Consider the following 14,704-nt stretch of genomic DNA (forward strand, 5'->3'; position numbering starts at 1 on the left):
GCGATACGGCGAAGCCGGACTCCGCTGACATTCGATGCCGCGTGGCGGTCCGCAAGACTGCGCGGACATCCTGATGAGGCCCCCTTTCGGCTTCAGGGTCACCGAGCCGAAGCCCTCCAGCAGCAGGACGAGCGTCCCTCCCAACGGAACCAGTAGATATCCGGGGCAGGGGCAACTGGCTGCCGCCGGCCAGAGCCCCAGCCCCGAAGCGATGAACGGCTACGCCTCGCGGGGCTGGCGCTGCTCCTCTGCAATCCACGTAGCTGCTCGCGCACCTCGGTGTCGATGCCCTGCGCGAGTTTCCGCTGGTGCTTCACCGTCGAGTGCTGGTAGATCAGCTGGGCCCGTTCCGAGGATTGGCCCGCGTGGACCATGAGGTCCTTCAGCTTGGCGCCGGTGTCGGCGGCCAGCGTGTTGCCGGTGTGCCGAAGGTCGTAGAAGCGGAAGTTGTCCGCTATGCCGACCTTGGTCCTCGCCTTGCGCCACTTGCGGCCGAAGGTCGAGCGGCGGAAGGGGGCGCCTTTCTCGCCGACGAAGAGGAGGCCGTCCGGTCCCTTCTCGGCGAACCACTGGAGGTGGCGGCGCAGTCCGGGAGCAGGAAGTCGGGCAGGTAGACCGTGCGTTTGCCCGCACGGGTCTTGGGGTCGCCGGTGACCCGACTACCGTTCGTCAGCTCGGGGGACGCGTGCGTGACGCGCAGCGCACATTCGTCGATATCGACACTATGACGGCGCAGTTCGGCCAGCTCCTCCGGGCGGAGGGAGGCTAAGGCGCCGAGCAGGACCATCAGGCGCCAGCGTGGGCCCATGGCGCCGACGAGGTCGAAGACCTGCTCGACCGTGGCGGTGGGGCGTTCGTCGGCCTCCTCCTTGCCTGCGCCCTTGATACGGCACGGGTTGCTGCGCAGGAGATCGTCGTCGACCGCCGTCTGCAAGATGCCCTTCAGCAGGCGGTACGACTTGGCGACCGTGGTGGCGCCGGTCGCCTTCAAACGCTCGGCGCGCCATGTGCGGACGGAGGGCGGAGTGATCTCGTCCAGGTCCTTGCCGCCGAAGGTCGGCAGGAGGTGCAGGCGCAGCAGGCCGTCGTAGCGGTCGACGGTGGTGAGGGCCAGGCCGCGCTCCTCCATCCAACGGAGTGCGTACTTCTCGAAGTTGACCGCACCGGCATCCGGATCGCGCCAGACGTTGCGCTCGGTGTCGGCGCGGACGAGGTTGAGCCAGTCCTGGGCGCCGGACCTGGTCTCGAACGTCTCCGGGGCGGTGTACCGCTGGCCGTCCGGGCCGATATAGCGGGCCTGCCACCGGCCGGAGGCGAGCTTGCGTACCGTGCCGAACTCGCGCCGCCGGTGCGGCTTGCGTCCCGCCATCAGGCCGCCTTCCCGTAGCGGGTACGGACACGGCGGACCGGCTCGACGGTGCGCGCCTCGACGTACTCGGCGATCGCGCTTTCCGGGACCCGGGACGGGCGCCGCTCCGCGTGCGACGACAACCGCGTAGACCGCTGTCAAAGGGCCGAACAAAGCTGATCCCGGCCGTCTCTGCTTCGTTTTCTCGGCCGGTTCCTTGCGCAACAGATCGGCGGGTTCTGCCAGCCGCACCCGCCGCTCGACCGTCCACGTCAACGTTTCCACGATGCAGAACGCTCCCGCGTAGAAGCTACGCAGCAAACCAAGGCCCGCAGCGGGCAGAGCAGAAGACCCCCTGACGGAAGATCCCGTTCAATCGATCTCAGTCCTGACCGGCACGAGCACCCCACCGAGACGACACCGGACCCACCGACCAACAAGAACCAGGATGGCGGAGCCTCCCTGACCGGACCGCGCCTGCACCAGGCCGGAGTCCCAACGCCGGTCCGACAGGGCGCGCGCCCTGTCGGACCGCAGCCCGAACAGGACCAGGCGATTGATCACTGGCACGATTCATGTCGCCAATCAATTCTCGGCGCCTGACAATTGAGACGAGTGATTTCAAGGGAGGGCTCGGTTCATTGATCAAAGGCCGACGGGTCGCGTGACGGCTGTGACTGGTTGCAAGGCGACAACGTCCTTTGCGTCGGGTTTGTGAGATATGCCACGCAAGACTGCCGCCGCCTTTGTCGGTGCAGGTCAGGGCGGGGGTGGGCGCCGCATTCGGCTTGTGGCGGGACCGTGCTTGTTCACGCAGTAGAAACCCGCCTCGTAAATCCTGAGCGGCCCAAGTCCTTCATACGGCTGACCACGATCCGACCATGAGGTCGACCGTAAGGAATCGGCAAGAACTCCTGGAAATTTTCGATCATGGTACGGGGGAGACGGGGAAAGCATGACCAAGGTGATCGCAGGGTGCGGGAACCTGCCCGCCGCCATCACGAGCTTTGTGGGCAGGCGGGAGGAGACCGCTGAGATCCGGCGCCTTCTGGGCACGCGGCGGCTGGTGACGCTCGCGGGCATGGGCGGTGTGGGCAAGACGCGGCTGGCGCTGGAGGTGGCGGCCGCGTGCCGAGAGGAGTTCGCGGACGGGGTGTGGCTGGTGGACCTGGCCCCGGTGACCGACCCGTCGGCGGTGGCGGCCACGGCGGCGGGCACGCTGCGGGTGCCGGACCTCGGGGCGCTGCCCTTCCTGGACCAGCTCGCGGGTTATCTGGCCGGGCGGCGCGCGCTGCTGGTGCTGGACAACTGCGAGCACTTGGTCGAGGCGTGCGCCGAGCTGGCCGGATCCCTCCTGTCGGCTGCTCCCGGGCTGCGCATCCTCGCCACGAGCCGCCACACCCTGGGTGTCACGGGCGAGCATGTCTTCGCCCTCGCGCCGCTCGCGCAGGACGAGGCGGTGGAACTGCTGCGGGACCGGGCCGGCGCGGTGCGGGAGCGGTTCCACGGAGACGAGGCCGGGCACGCCGCCCTCGCGCGCCTGTGCGCGGATCTGGACGGGCTCCCGCTGGCGATCGAGCTGGCCGCCTCCCGGCTGCGCACGCTCACCGTAGGACAGCTGACGGACCGGCTGGAGAACCGCTTCGCCCTGCTCACCGGCGGCAGCCGGACGGCACCGGCCCATCAGCGCACGCTGCGCGGGATGATCGACTGGAGCTACGAGCTGTGCGCCCCGGCCGAGCGGCTGCTGTGGAACCGCCTGACCGTCTTCGCCGGCGGGTTCAGCCTGGAGGCCGCCGAAGGCGTCTGCTCCGGGGAAGGGATCGCCGAGGCCGAGGTGCTGGACCTCCTGGACCGGCTGGTCGCCCAGTCGGTCGTCCTGACCTGCGAGGCGAGTGGTCAGCGGCGTTACCGGCTGCTGGAGAGCATCCGGGACTACGGCCGGGAGCGGCTCGCGGACTCCGGCGAACAGGACGAACTGCGCCGACGCCACCGCGACTTCTACCTGGCCCTCGCTCACCGCATCGACCGGAACTGGTACGGCCCCGACCAGGTGGAGAACCTCGCCCGGCTGCGTGTGGAGCACCCCAATCTGCTGGCCGCCCTCGACTACGAGGGTGACCCGCGGTCCCGGCTGGCGCTGGTCGCCGCCCTGCGCTGGCACTGGTGCGCGGGCGGGTTCCTCAGTGAGGGGCGCCGCCAGTTCGAGCGGGTGCTCGCGGCGGCGCCCGAGCCCGGCCCGGAGCGCGCCCGCGCGCTGCTGGTCGCCGTCTGGGCGGCGCAGACGCAGGGCGACCTGGCGACAGCCGACCGCTGGCTGGACGAGGCCGACGCGCTCGGCGAGTGGCTGGGGGACCCGTGGGTGCGGATCCAGGCGTCGGGCCTGCGCGGGGTGTCCGCGCAGAACCAGGGGCGGCCCAGGGACAGCATCTGCCGGTACGAGGAGGCCCTGGCCGCCATGACAGCGCTGGGTGACGAGTGCGAGGCGGCATCCTGGCGGCTCGCGCTGGCCTTTAGCCAGGCGCATTTCGGTGACCCTCGGGCCGCACAGACCGGTGCGGGGTTCACCGCCGCCGCCCGGGCGAGCGGGGATCGGTGGGGCCGGGCCCTGGTGCTGATGGCCCTGGGCTACGACGCCTGGGCCCGTGGTGACCGCGAGACGACCGAGACCCTGGTCAGGTCCGCGCTGGAAGGCATGCGTGGCTTCAACGACTACGCGATGGTCGGGAGGATGCTGGAACTGCTCGCCTGGGCCACCGCCGCCGGCGGCGCTCACGAGCGGGCCGCCCGGCTGCTCGGTCTGGCGGATGCCCTGTGGCACGACGCTGGCAGCTCGATCTGCGCGTTCGGACCGCAGATGGCCGAGTGGCACGCCCGCTGCGAGCAAGCCGCGATCGCTGCGCTCGGCGAGGCGTCGTACCGGCAGGCGTTCGCCGAAGGCGGCACACACCGCACCCGCGCACACGCCGTCGACTTCGCCCTCGCCCTCGACACGGATTCCGGTGCCGGGCCCGAATGCGGCAGGGACACCGCGTACGACACCGGCACCGAAAGCGACAGTGGCACCGACACCGACGCTGAGAGCGGTGCCCAAAGCGATATCGGCACCCACGGTGATCCCGGTCCCGGCGCTGACATCGACGGCGACGGTGACATCGACCTCAAGGAGACTGCGCCGAGCACTGTGCGCCTCCGACATGCGCCTACCACCGCGGACACCGAGCCTGCGTCACCCGCCGAGGGACCCCGCGCATACGACGTACTGCTGGTCGACGGCGACCCCACGGCCAGGGAGAATACCCGGCTCGTCCTTGAGGAGTGCGGCTACCGGGTGCGTAGCGCCGCCGACGGCGTGACAGGGCTCACCCTGTTCCGTCAGCAGACACCGGACGTGGCCGTGCTCGCGGGCCGGCTGCCGGGCCTGGACGGGGTGAGCCTGGCCGGGCGGATCCGCGAGGAGTCCGAGGTGCCCGTTCTGCTCCTCTCGGACCGCGACGACCCGGCGGACGTGGTCAGGGGCCTGGAGGCGGGCGCCGACGACTGCCTGGCCAAGCCCTTCGACGGAACGGTCCTGCTCGCCCGCGTGCGCGCCGTGCTGCGACGCACGGCCCCCGCGGGCCGACGGCGCGACACTCGTACGAGCCGGTTCGGGGACCTTGTGTACTGCCCGGAGTCACTTGAGGTGTACAAGGACGGAGAACCCGTCCACCTGACCACCACCGAGCTGAAGCTGCTGCGGGAGTTCGCCGCCTCGCCCGGCACCGTCCTCACCCGCGCCATCCTCCTGGAGCGGGTCTGGGGCTGCGCCTGGTCCGGCGACACACACGTCGTGGACGTCCAGGTGATGCGGCTGCGTACCAAGATCGGCCGCGACCGCATCGAAACGGTCCGCGGCTTCGGCTACAAGCTACGCGCCTGAGCCGAGGGAGCGGCCGTCATCACCCTGTCGCCGCCATGCGCCGGCCCAGGTGGGACAGCCGGTCAGGCGTGTCGCCCAGGACGAGCAGCCGACGTGGTTCGTCGGCGAAGTCGCCGAGGATGGACACGAGGGGGGCCAAGGCGGTGTCCGGCCCGTCGGCGAACAGGTCGCCGGCCTCCCGGACGATGACCGTCACCGGCGCGGCCAGCCTCCCGATCGTGGCGGCTGCGCCGGGTCCGCTCGCGACGGGGTGTGCCGGAGGCAGTCGGAGAAGGCGACCCAGCAGGGCCCGAAGTGCCCCGGGAAGCTGAGCACGGCGGGCTCGTTCGATGAACAGGCCCTGCCTCGGACGGCAACGGGAGCCGTGCACCTCCTGCCGCGCGGGAACGTCGGCGGCCACCTCGGCCAGTAGCCTCGATCGACAACCTCGCCAAGCGCATCGCGGACGAGACCACACCCACCTGGCGAGGTACCTATTGGGGCATGCAGGGCGATCCGCCTAAAACTGATGGCCACTCAGAAGCGGGGGGTAGCCTGCTTCCGTCATGCGTTCGGTCACGCGAGACAGATGGTCCGGGGTTGCGTCCAGGAGCAGTGACAACGTGGGCCTTGAGCTGTCTTCACCAGCGGTTTGGGCCAGGATGGTCAGAAAGACCGACAGTGCGCTCGCGGGCTCGTCCGCGAGGAGCTCGTCCGCCTCCTGGACGATCACCGCCAGTGGCGCTCTCTCCCCCTCCGAGGTGGCACTCTCGGCGGACGCTCTCACCACCGCTTCACCGAGACAGTCATTGAAGGCGTCCCAGTTCCGGCCGAAATAGTCCGGGAAGCCGAGTTCGGTCGCCCATTCGGTGAAAAGGTCCCGGCTGGTACGGCAACGGGAGCCGCGCACGGTACCCAGTGTCGTGATGTCGGCTGCCGCCTGCGTCAGCGGGCGGAGCCAGGCAGTCGTGGAGGTCAATTTGATCGTCCCCTTCATTTCCTTCATGACCACCGGGGTGATGTCACGGACGGATTCACCTGTCTGTGGCACCACCCCGGCCCGGTCGGCTTCCACGTGCCTAGAAGCGGCCCAGGTAGTAGAACGAGTTGTAGTGGTCGAACGTGGCGTAGACGTTGCCGGACCTTGTGTTGCGCACGAGCCGCCTCGCGTTACGCGACGCACCCGCACTGCCGTAGTAGTCGATGTCGTACTCCACGTAGGGAGAGTTCCCGTGGACCTGCGAGCTCTGCCAGGCGTCGTTGCTCGAGACGCCATGGTTGATTTCGGCCCTGGTGATCACTCCGGCGTTGTCGTTGAACGTGCCGCCGTAGTAGATGAACTGGTCACGTCCTACGCCGGGCTCGTAAAACCCGTACCAGTTACGGCCCCAGAACGCGTCGGGCCATCCATGTCCCTGGGCCCCATCGATGCGGTAGTAGCGCGACCAGCCGGACCTGACGACCCGGGAGAAGTCGATGTTGTTGTTGGCCCACCACGTCGCCGCTATGTTCGCGTCGTCCCAGTCCACCTGCTGCACGCCGGCGGGCGGGCCGGCGTAGCAGGCTGCGGGGCATTGGGCCGCCGGCGGCTGCGCGGACGCGGTGCCGGCTTCGGCGATCACACCGCCCATCAGGGCGAGCACCACGCTCGCGACGGTCAGGATCCGGCGGCGGCCCCGGAGCCGGGGGCGCTTCGTACGGCGTTCCGCGTCGGACGCGGACGCCGTGTCAAGAGAGGAGGACAAGACGTCTCCTTCGCTAGTTCCGGTTTTTCACCCGGGGGCCGTTCGCCCCGGTGCCATCAAGAAACCGGTCGTGCATAGCAGTGGCCTCTCAGTCGGCTCACAGCTGTCCGACAGACGGAAATGACACCCGGCTGTGAGAAAGTCCTCCCGCGTGGCCACTGGTGAACGCACGGTCTGGACCGCTCGCGGTCCAGGAACGTTTCGCCGATCGGCACGAGCAACCAGCCTCACGGCGAGGCAGCGCCAGGACCGAAACACCTGGTCAGCAGCTCTTTCTGCGTGAGCGATGCGTGAGCGGACGGTGTGGCACAGCCCATCCGTAGGTGGATCAGCCCCTACGGCAAATGTGTTCTGACCTGGTGGTTCCGGACACCGAAGGACCGTCCGGAACCACCCGGCAAGCTTTGGCCAGGACTTTTAATCCATTGGTTGTGGGTTCGAGTCCCAGAGGGCCTCGGTGGCGAGGGACGTAAACGCGCTCTCACCTACTACACAGCATCTGAGTCGGCTTCGGCCGGGTCGGGCGCTGCTTCGTTTTCGAGCCAGTGTGTGCGCCTGACATGGCACCCGTGCTCTACGAGGTGGCCACCGCCGCGGCGACCACTCTTGACCCGCCACGCACGACCGGGGCACCGGTGCTTCCATGTCCTCCTGCAACGGCACCTTGCCGACCGGGGCTCGTGTCCGGAAGCCGGCCTTCCGTCAGCCCGTGAGAAGCGCTCCCCGCGCCTCCAAGTCGACGGCGTGCCCATAGCGTGCCCATAAGACCGGTAAACCACGGTCAACAGCGGTGCGATCGGTCCCACATGACCACCTCAAGGACCAGGTATCTGCGCTGGTCAGGGCCCATGAACCCGCCCAAGCGCCGTCGCTTCCCAAGCTGAGAGCGCGAGTTCGATTCTCGTCACCCGCTCCAGGATGAAACCCCAGGTCAGTGGCCTGGGGTTTGTTGTTGCCTAGACCAATTCGAGGGTGGTGCGCCCCGTGCGCCCTAAGCCGAGGTGAAGCAGCCAGTTCAGGGGCATACAGGGGCCCCTTGGGGCCACTCGACTCCCGGGTGTCATTGCGAGACGCATTTTGTGTGACCTGCGGCACCATGCCGCGTCGTACGTGCGAAGTCGCTTACGCAAGGCAGCAGTTCACGATGCCCGGCCAACACGTCGCGGCTGTCATGCACAGGGCTGCACGCCGAGGTCGGTGAGCAGGCCGCGGATGCGGTCCTCGATCTCGTTGCGGATGGGACGTACGGCGTCGACGCCCTGCCCTGCGGGGTCGTCCAACTTCCAGTCCAGGTAGGTCTTGCCGGGGAAGACCGGGCACGTGTCCCCGCACCCCATGGTGATCACGACGTCCGACGCCTGGACGGCCTCGACGGTGAGGATCTTCGGGGTCTCGGCGGAGATGTCGATGCCGACCTCGCTCATCGCCTCGACGACAGCCGGGTTGACCGTGTCGGCAGGGGCCGAGCCGGCCGAGCGGACCTCCACCGCGTCGCCGGCGAGGTGCGTGAGGAAAGCGGCGGCCATCTGGGAGCGGCCGGCGTTGTGGACGCAGACGAAGAGGACGGAGGGCCGGTCGGCGGTGGGAGTGCTGCTCATGGTGGCGTCTTCCTGGGCGGTGGGTCAGGGAAGGGTGGGGGCGGCGAGTTCGGGCTCGGCGTGCAGGGCGGAGGTACCGGTCTGTGCGGGAGCCGGGCGCCCGAAGACTGCCGCCACGAGGGCCAGTCCGAGTACAGCGCCTACCACCTGGGCCGCTATGAAAGGAGCGACCGATGCAGGTGCGATGCCGGCGAACGTGTCCGTGAAGGCACGGCCGATCGTCACCGCCGGGTTCGCGAACGACGTGGAGGACGTGAACCAGTACGCCGCCCCGATGTACGACGCCACTGCGACCGGGGCGACATGGGCACGGCCGACACGGGCCAGCCCGAAGATCAGGAGGACTAGGCCGGCAGTGGCCACGGTCTCGCCCAGCAGGAGGTGGCCGGCCGAGCGGTCGTGCGTCGACCACCGCACCAGCGGCCTGCCGAACATGGCGTCGGCCAGGACCGCACCCGCTGTCGCTCCCGCGATCTGAGCCAGAACGTACGCGGCCACCTCCTGGGCCGTGAGACCCTCACCATCGCGGCGGCCGGTGAACCAGGCCGCAAGGGTCACGACCGGGTTGAAGTGAGCCCCGGAGACGGGCCCGAGCAGCACGATGAGCACGCCCAGGCCGAACACGGTGGCCAGCGAGTTGGCGAGCAATTGGACGCCGACGTCCCGGGACAGGTCGGTGGCCTGGATGCCGGAGCCGACCACCACCGCGACGAGCGCCGCCGAGCCCATGGCCTCGGCCACGGCACGGCGCCCCAGCGAGGCGCTCACGCGAGCGCCTCGACCGCGGTCGGGGCCTTCAGGAACACGGCGAGCCGGTCGAGAGCCGCCGGCAGCACCCAGTAGTACACCCACGTGCCACGGCGCTCGCAGTCGATGAGACCGGCCTGGCGCAGGAGCTTGAGGTGGTGGGAGATCGTCGGCTGGGACAGGTCGAAGGCCGGGGTCAGCTCGCAGACGCAGACCTCGCCGCCCTCGCCGCGTGAGGCGATCATCGACAGCAGGCGCAGCCGGACCGGGTCACCCAGGGCCTTGAACACCTTCGCCAGCTCGGCCGCCTGGTCCTCGTCCAGCGGTGCGGACGCCAGCCCCGGGCAGCAGGCGGTGTCCTGGCCGATCACCTCAAGCTCTTGTTTCGACATGCCTCTATGTTGACGTTTTTCGATCCAAGGCGCAAGGTTGCATCAACGAACTTCAATACAGGCCGTTCCGGGCACCGAATGCCCAGTCACCCAGGAGTGAAGTGATGAACGAGCAGTCCACCGACCTGCGCGAAACCGTCCGCCAGCGCTACGCGGCCGCGGCCGTGAAGGTCACCGAGGGCACCGCCGCCTGTTGCGGACCGCAGCCGGTCGAGGTCGACGAGAACTTCGGCTCCACCCTGTACGCCGCCGACGAGCGCGACACTCTGCCCGCCGAGGCCGTCGCCGCCTCGCTCGGCTGCGGCAACCCCACGGCCGTTGCCGAACTCCGAGAAGGGGAGCGCGTCCTGGACCTCGGCTCCGGCGGCGGCATCGACGTCCTGCTCTCCGCCCGCCGCGTCGGCCCGACCGGCAAGGCGTACGGGCTGGACATGACCGATGAGATGCTCTCCCTCGCCCTGGCCAACGCGGCGAAGGCGGGAGCCACGAACGTCGAGTTCCTCAAGGGCACCATCGAAGCCGTCCCGCTGCCCGCGGACACGATCGACGTCGTCATCTCCAACTGCGTCATCAACCTGTCCACCGACAAGCCCGCCGTGTTCGCCGAAGCCTTCCGCGTCCTCAAGCCCGGCGGCCGCATCGGTGTCTCGGACGTCGTCGCCGACGACACCCTCAGCGCCGAACAGCGCGCCGAGAGGGGCGACTACGTCGGCTGCATCGCGGGCGCGCTGTCCTTCGCCGAGTACCGGAAGGGCCTTCAGACCGCGGGGTTCACCGACATCTCGATCACCCCTACGCACGCCGTCGCCGACGGCATGCACTCCGCCGTCGTCCGCGCCGTCAAGCCCGTGACCGCAGCCGGCCGGCCCGAGGCGACGGAGTCGGAGACGGGCGATGCCTGCTGCGGGGTGAACGGCTGCTGCACCCCGGCCGAGACGTCCGCCGACCCCGCCCTGACCGTCACCGAGGCCAAGAGTGCCTCCGGGTGCGGCTGCCAGGGCTGATACGGCGGCGGCTGCCGGACCGGCCACGGCCGGTGCCGGCCGACTGAGCGCTAACGGGGCAAGGACTGGGTGACGCGCCACAACCGTCGCGGCAGGTCGCCCTCCTCGAAGGCGTGGACCTCGTTCAGGATCCAGCCGTCGGCGAGTGCGTCGACGAGTTCGCGGTCGAAGAAGTGCACGGCGAAGCCGCCGTGTTCGAAGATGTCGTCCCCGCGGGCGGTGCCCGCACCGTAGTGGGCGTCGCCGGTGTGCCGGACGGTGTAGACGAACGTACCGCCGGGCCGCAGCACGCGGCGCACCTCGGCGACCAGCGCGTGGATCTCCTTCGTGGACAGGGCCATGCACAGCAGCATGTGCGCGAAGACCGCGTCCACGGAGGCGTCCGGCAGACTCAGCGGGTCCCGCACGTCCTGCACCGCGGTGGTCACCCGTTCGGCGACACCTTGCTGCCGGGCGGCGGCGCGCAGCTGCTCCAGGCCCGCGACCGAGAAGTCGGTGGCCTGGACGGTGAAGCCCTCGCGAGCGAAGTACAGCGCGTCCCGGCCGTGCCCGGCGCCGAGTTCGAGCACCTCCCGGGCGTCGGCGGCACGGAAGACCGCGGCGGCATGGACAGCCGGGGCGGACGGCTCGGCCCCGTACATGCCGGGGTGAGCGGTGTAGGTGCCCTGCCAGTGCTCCCGCTGGGCGTCGGCCAGATCCTGCCCGTCATCCGTCACAGACATCATCCTCTCGCGCTCATGAAGCGAAGCGTAGGCCGAAGCCCGTCCCGACAAAGTTCATGGCTTCCTGAATTCAGGCATCTGTGTACTGTCGCGGATGTGCTGACCGTTGCTTCAGACGTCGACGTGCTGGCCCGCTTCGGGCGCGCGCTCGCCGACCCGATCCGCTGCCGGATCCTGCTCGCCCTGCGCCAGGCCCCTGCCTATCCGGCCGACCTCGCCGATGCCCTCGGCGTCTCCCGCACCCGCCTGTCCAACCATCTGGCGTGCCTGCGCGACTGCGGGCTGGTCGTCACGGTCCGGGACGGGCGCCGCACCCGCTACGAGCTCGCCGACGAGCGCCTCGGTCTCGCCCTGGACGACTTGCGGGCCGCCGTGGTCGCGGTGGAGGCGGACAAGACCTGTCCCGCCGCTGCCTCGGACGGTTGCTGCTGATGGTCCATATCCCTCGGACCGACCCCGGCCCGCCGAGAGGCACTCACCCGCCGGATACGGCTGCTGGCCGCCGCCACCATCACCTACAACACCATCGAGGCCATCGTCGCGCTGACCGCCGGCACCGTGGCGTCATCGACCGCGCTGATCGGCTTCGGCCTGGACTCGGTCATCGAGGTCTCCTCCGCCGCGGCGCTCACCTGGCAGTTCTCCGCCCGCGAGCACGCCGTCCGCGAACCCGGGAGAAGACGACGCTGCGGATCATCGCGGTGTCGTTCTTCGCGCTCGCCGCCTACGTCACCCTCGACGCCGCCCGCGCACTGGCCGGCACCGGTGAGGCGGACCGCTCGCCCACCGGCATCGTGCTCGCCGCCCTCTCGCTGGCCGTGATGCCGTTCCTGTCCGCCGCCCAGCGCCGCGCGGGCCGTGAACTCGGCTCCGCCGGCGCGGTCGCGGACTCCAAGCAGACCCTGCTGTGCACCTACCTGTCCGCGGTGCTCCTGGCCGGGCTGGTCCTCAACGCCATCCTCGGTTGGTCCTGGGCCGACCCGATTGCCGCCCTCGTCATCGCCGGCATCGCGGTGAAGGAAGGCCGCAACGCCCGGCAAGGCAAGGGGTGTTGCGCCACCCCTGTAGCCGCAGCCCCGAAGACCGTTGCCACGGACGGGTGCGGCTGTAGGCCGGGCTGCTCCTGCTGTGCGTGAACATCTCGTTGCCGACCTGCCCCATGTCGAGGACATCGAGCCCCTCATCACCGAGCTGCGGCGAGGAGCGCCTGCCGCACCCGCCCGCCTCGCCCATCCCCGACCCCGTCGTCCAGTCCAGCCCGGGCGGGCCGTCCGCCCCCTCCACCGGGACCAACTTCGAGGGCATCGGCGCCGGCAACTACTCCATCACCGGGGTGCCGCCGGACCCGAACGCCGCCGTCGGCTCCAGTCAGATCGTCGAGACCGTGAACACCGCCTACGCGGTGTACTCCAAGTCCGGGGCCACCGTCCTCGCACCGACGAACACCAGCACCCTGTGGTCCGGGTTCGGCGGATCCTGCCAGACCACCAACGACGGTGACGCGGTGGTCCGCTGGGACACCCTGGCCGGCCGCTGGGTGGTCACGCAGTTCGCGAACGTCTCCTCGTCCTCCGGCCCGTACTACGAGTGCGTGGCCGTCTCCACCAGCGCCGACGCGACCGGCAGCTACAACCGCTACTCGTTCCAGTACGCCAACTTCCCCGACTACCCGAAGCTGTCGGTGTGGCCGGACGCGTACTACATCACCTACAACATGTTCACCGCCTCCGGCAGCTTCTTGAACGCCGAGGCGTGCGCGCTGAACCGGTCGGCCATGCTCACCGGTGCGAGCGCCGCACAGCAGTGCTTCACCACCTCGTCCTCCTACGGCGGCCTGCTCGGCGGCGACCTCGACGGCTCGACCGCGCCTCCGTCCGGGGAGCCGGAGCCGATGGTGGGACTGGGCACGACGAGCACGACGCTGGCGTACTGGAAGTTCCACGTCGACTGGACGACCACGTCCAACTCGACCTTCACCGGGCCGTCGACGCTGACCGTCGCCTCGTACACGACCGCGTGCGGCAGCTCGGGCACCTGCATCCCGCAGAGCGGCACCAGCCAGCAACTCGACTCGCTGTCCGACCGGTTGATGTTCCGCCTTGCCTACCGCAACTTCGCTGATCACGAGTCGCTGGTGGTCAACCATGCGGTCACGGCGGGCAGTTCGGTGGGCGTGCGCTGGTACGAGCTGCGACTGTCGGGCGGCAACCCGACTGTCTACCAGCAGGGCACCTACGCGCCGGACTCCGCCTACCGGTGGATGGGCTCGATCGCCGAGGACAAGGTCGGCAACATCGCCCTAGGCTACTCGCAGTCCTCGTCCTCCGTGCATCCGTCGATCCGCTACACCGGACGGCTGGCCGGGGACACGCTCGGTTCGATGACGCAGGGCGAGGTCACCGCGATCACGGGTGGCGGTTCGCAGACCACCTACAGCCGCTGGGGCGATTACTCCTCGATGGCCGTGGACCCGACGGATGACTGCACCTTCTGGTACACCAACGAGTACATCCCCGCCAACGGCAACTTCAACTGGCACACCCGGCTCGCCTCCTTCACCCTCCCGAACTGCGGCTCGACCGCGAGCAATGACTTCTCGGTCGCCGTCAGCCCGGCCTCGTCCAGCGTGGCCGCCGGTTCGTCGGCCACCACCACGGTCTCGACCGCGGTGACCTCCGGCACGAGCGCGAAGATCGGCCTCTACTACTACTTCTACCCGGCCGCCAACTGCACCGCCTCCACCTGCCAGCTGGAGGTCGGCTACATCTCCTCCGCCAACGGCGGCAGCACCTGGAGCACCCCCACCACCGTCGCCGGGCCCATGTCCCTGTCCCAGATCGCCGACTCCACCCAGGGCCGCATGGTCGGCGACTACCTCTCCACCTCCGTCATCGGCGGCAAGGCGGTCTCCACCTTCGCCGTCGGCAAGGCCCCGACCAACGGCCAAGCCTTCGACGAGGCCCTCTACACCGCCGGCCCGCTGACCGTCACGGGCGGCAGCGTCGCCTCCAGCACCCGTGGTGCGGCGAGCGTCGCCGCACCGCACAGGTCCGCTGGGTCGATGCCCCTGCCAGTGCGGCACTGATCACCCCACAGCCCGGTCCGAGGTGCGTTCCGGCCCCCGGCCGGAACGCACCTCCTGTTAACCGGTCACCGTCACGGTCACCAGCGGCCGGTTCACCGACATCGTCATCCCCTTCGGCTCCGGTATCCGCTGAGGCCCTGCCAAGCTGCCAGGGACGACGGGAAC

12 protein-coding genes and 2 pseudogenes are annotated in these 14,704 nt (G+C 69.5%); 5 read left to right on the forward strand and 9 right to left on the reverse strand.

Features of this window, described 5'->3' with window-relative positions:
* Nucleotides 1-98: 98 nt before the first annotated feature.
* Nucleotides 99-1,369, reverse strand: a pseudogene (locus tag ABD355_RS40025) (tyrosine-type recombinase/integrase).
* Entirely contained in the window at nt 1,369-1,491 is a 123-nt protein-coding gene (locus tag ABD355_RS40030) for a hypothetical protein (RefSeq protein WP_344406083.1), read from the reverse strand. Before ABD355_RS40030 ends, ABD355_RS40025 begins: the two are co-directional and overlap by 1 nt.
* Nucleotides 1,492-2,303: 812 nt before the next feature.
* On the opposite strand from ABD355_RS40030, the gene ABD355_RS40035 reads away from it, so the two are divergent.
* Nucleotides 2,304-5,267, forward strand: a complete 2,964-nt coding sequence (locus ABD355_RS40035; RefSeq protein ID WP_344406084.1) for a response regulator — start codon at nt 2,304-2,306, stop codon at nt 5,265-5,267.
* 19 nt (nt 5,268-5,286) lie between these two features.
* Here ABD355_RS40035 and ABD355_RS40040 read toward each other — a convergent pair whose 3' ends face one another.
* From ABD355_RS40040 to ABD355_RS40065, 6 genes are all read right to left on the reverse strand, one after another.
* Nucleotides 5,287-5,463 carry a hypothetical protein gene (locus ABD355_RS40040; RefSeq protein ID WP_344406085.1) on the reverse strand — a complete coding sequence of 59 codons (177 nt, stop codon included), beginning with the start codon at nt 5,461-5,463 and terminating at the stop codon, nt 5,287-5,289.
* A 303-nt stretch (nt 5,464-5,766) separates the two neighbouring features.
* Nucleotides 5,767-6,321, reverse strand: a complete 555-nt coding sequence (locus ABD355_RS40045; protein WP_344406086.1) for a barstar family protein — start codon at nt 6,319-6,321, stop codon at nt 5,767-5,769.
* A 4-nt stretch (nt 6,322-6,325) separates the two neighbouring features.
* A complete protein-coding gene (locus tag ABD355_RS40050) occupies nt 6,326-6,991 on the reverse strand; it encodes a ribonuclease domain-containing protein (protein ID WP_344406087.1) in 666 nt (221 codons plus the stop codon).
* 1,169 nt (nt 6,992-8,160) lie between these two features.
* The gene (locus ABD355_RS40055) at nt 8,161-8,589 is read right to left on the reverse strand and encodes an arsenate reductase ArsC (protein ID WP_344406088.1); all 429 of its coding nucleotides are present in this window, start codon (nt 8,587-8,589) and stop codon (nt 8,161-8,163) included.
* Between the two features lie 24 nt (nt 8,590-8,613).
* A complete protein-coding gene (locus ABD355_RS40060) occupies nt 8,614-9,318 on the reverse strand; it encodes an aquaporin (RefSeq protein WP_425585845.1) in 705 nt (234 codons plus the stop codon).
* Nucleotides 9,319-9,353: 35 nt separating this feature from the next.
* Nucleotides 9,354-9,728: an ArsR/SmtB family transcription factor gene (locus ABD355_RS40065; protein WP_344406091.1), complete on the reverse strand. Its 375-nt coding sequence runs from the start codon at nt 9,726-9,728 to the stop codon at nt 9,354-9,356.
* Between the two features lie 104 nt (nt 9,729-9,832).
* On the opposite strand from ABD355_RS40065, the gene arsM reads away from it, so the two are divergent.
* The gene (gene arsM, locus ABD355_RS40070; RefSeq protein ID WP_344406092.1) at nt 9,833-10,732 is read left to right on the forward strand and encodes an arsenite methyltransferase; all 900 of its coding nucleotides are present in this window, start codon (nt 9,833-9,835) and stop codon (nt 10,730-10,732) included.
* A gap of 50 nt (nt 10,733-10,782) precedes the next feature.
* Here arsM and ABD355_RS40075 read toward each other — a convergent pair whose 3' ends face one another.
* A complete protein-coding gene (locus ABD355_RS40075; RefSeq protein WP_344406094.1) occupies nt 10,783-11,448 on the reverse strand; it encodes a class I SAM-dependent methyltransferase in 666 nt (221 codons plus the stop codon).
* Nucleotides 11,449-11,550: 102 nt separating this feature from the next.
* Between ABD355_RS40075 and ABD355_RS40080 the strand changes: the two genes are divergently transcribed.
* The 3 genes and pseudogenes from ABD355_RS40080 to ABD355_RS40090 all read left to right on the forward strand — a co-directional run bounded on the left by ABD355_RS40080 (nt 11,551) and on the right by ABD355_RS40090 (nt 14,539).
* On the forward strand, nt 11,551-11,886 hold the full coding sequence (locus ABD355_RS40080) for an ArsR/SmtB family transcription factor (RefSeq protein ID WP_344406095.1): 336 nt from the start codon (nt 11,551-11,553) through the stop codon (nt 11,884-11,886).
* A gap of 6 nt (nt 11,887-11,892) precedes the next feature.
* Nucleotides 11,893-12,590, forward strand: a pseudogene (locus ABD355_RS40085) (cation efflux transmembrane domain-containing protein).
* A 23-nt stretch (nt 12,591-12,613) separates the two neighbouring features.
* Entirely contained in the window at nt 12,614-14,539 is a 1,926-nt protein-coding gene (locus tag ABD355_RS40090; RefSeq protein WP_344406096.1) for a hypothetical protein, read from the forward strand.
* The last annotated feature ends 165 nt before the right edge of the window (nt 14,540-14,704 follow it).

Source organism: Streptomyces longisporus, assembly GCF_039532765.1.
GTDB classification, from domain to species: Bacteria; Actinomycetota; Actinomycetes; order Streptomycetales; family Streptomycetaceae; genus Streptomyces; species Streptomyces longisporus.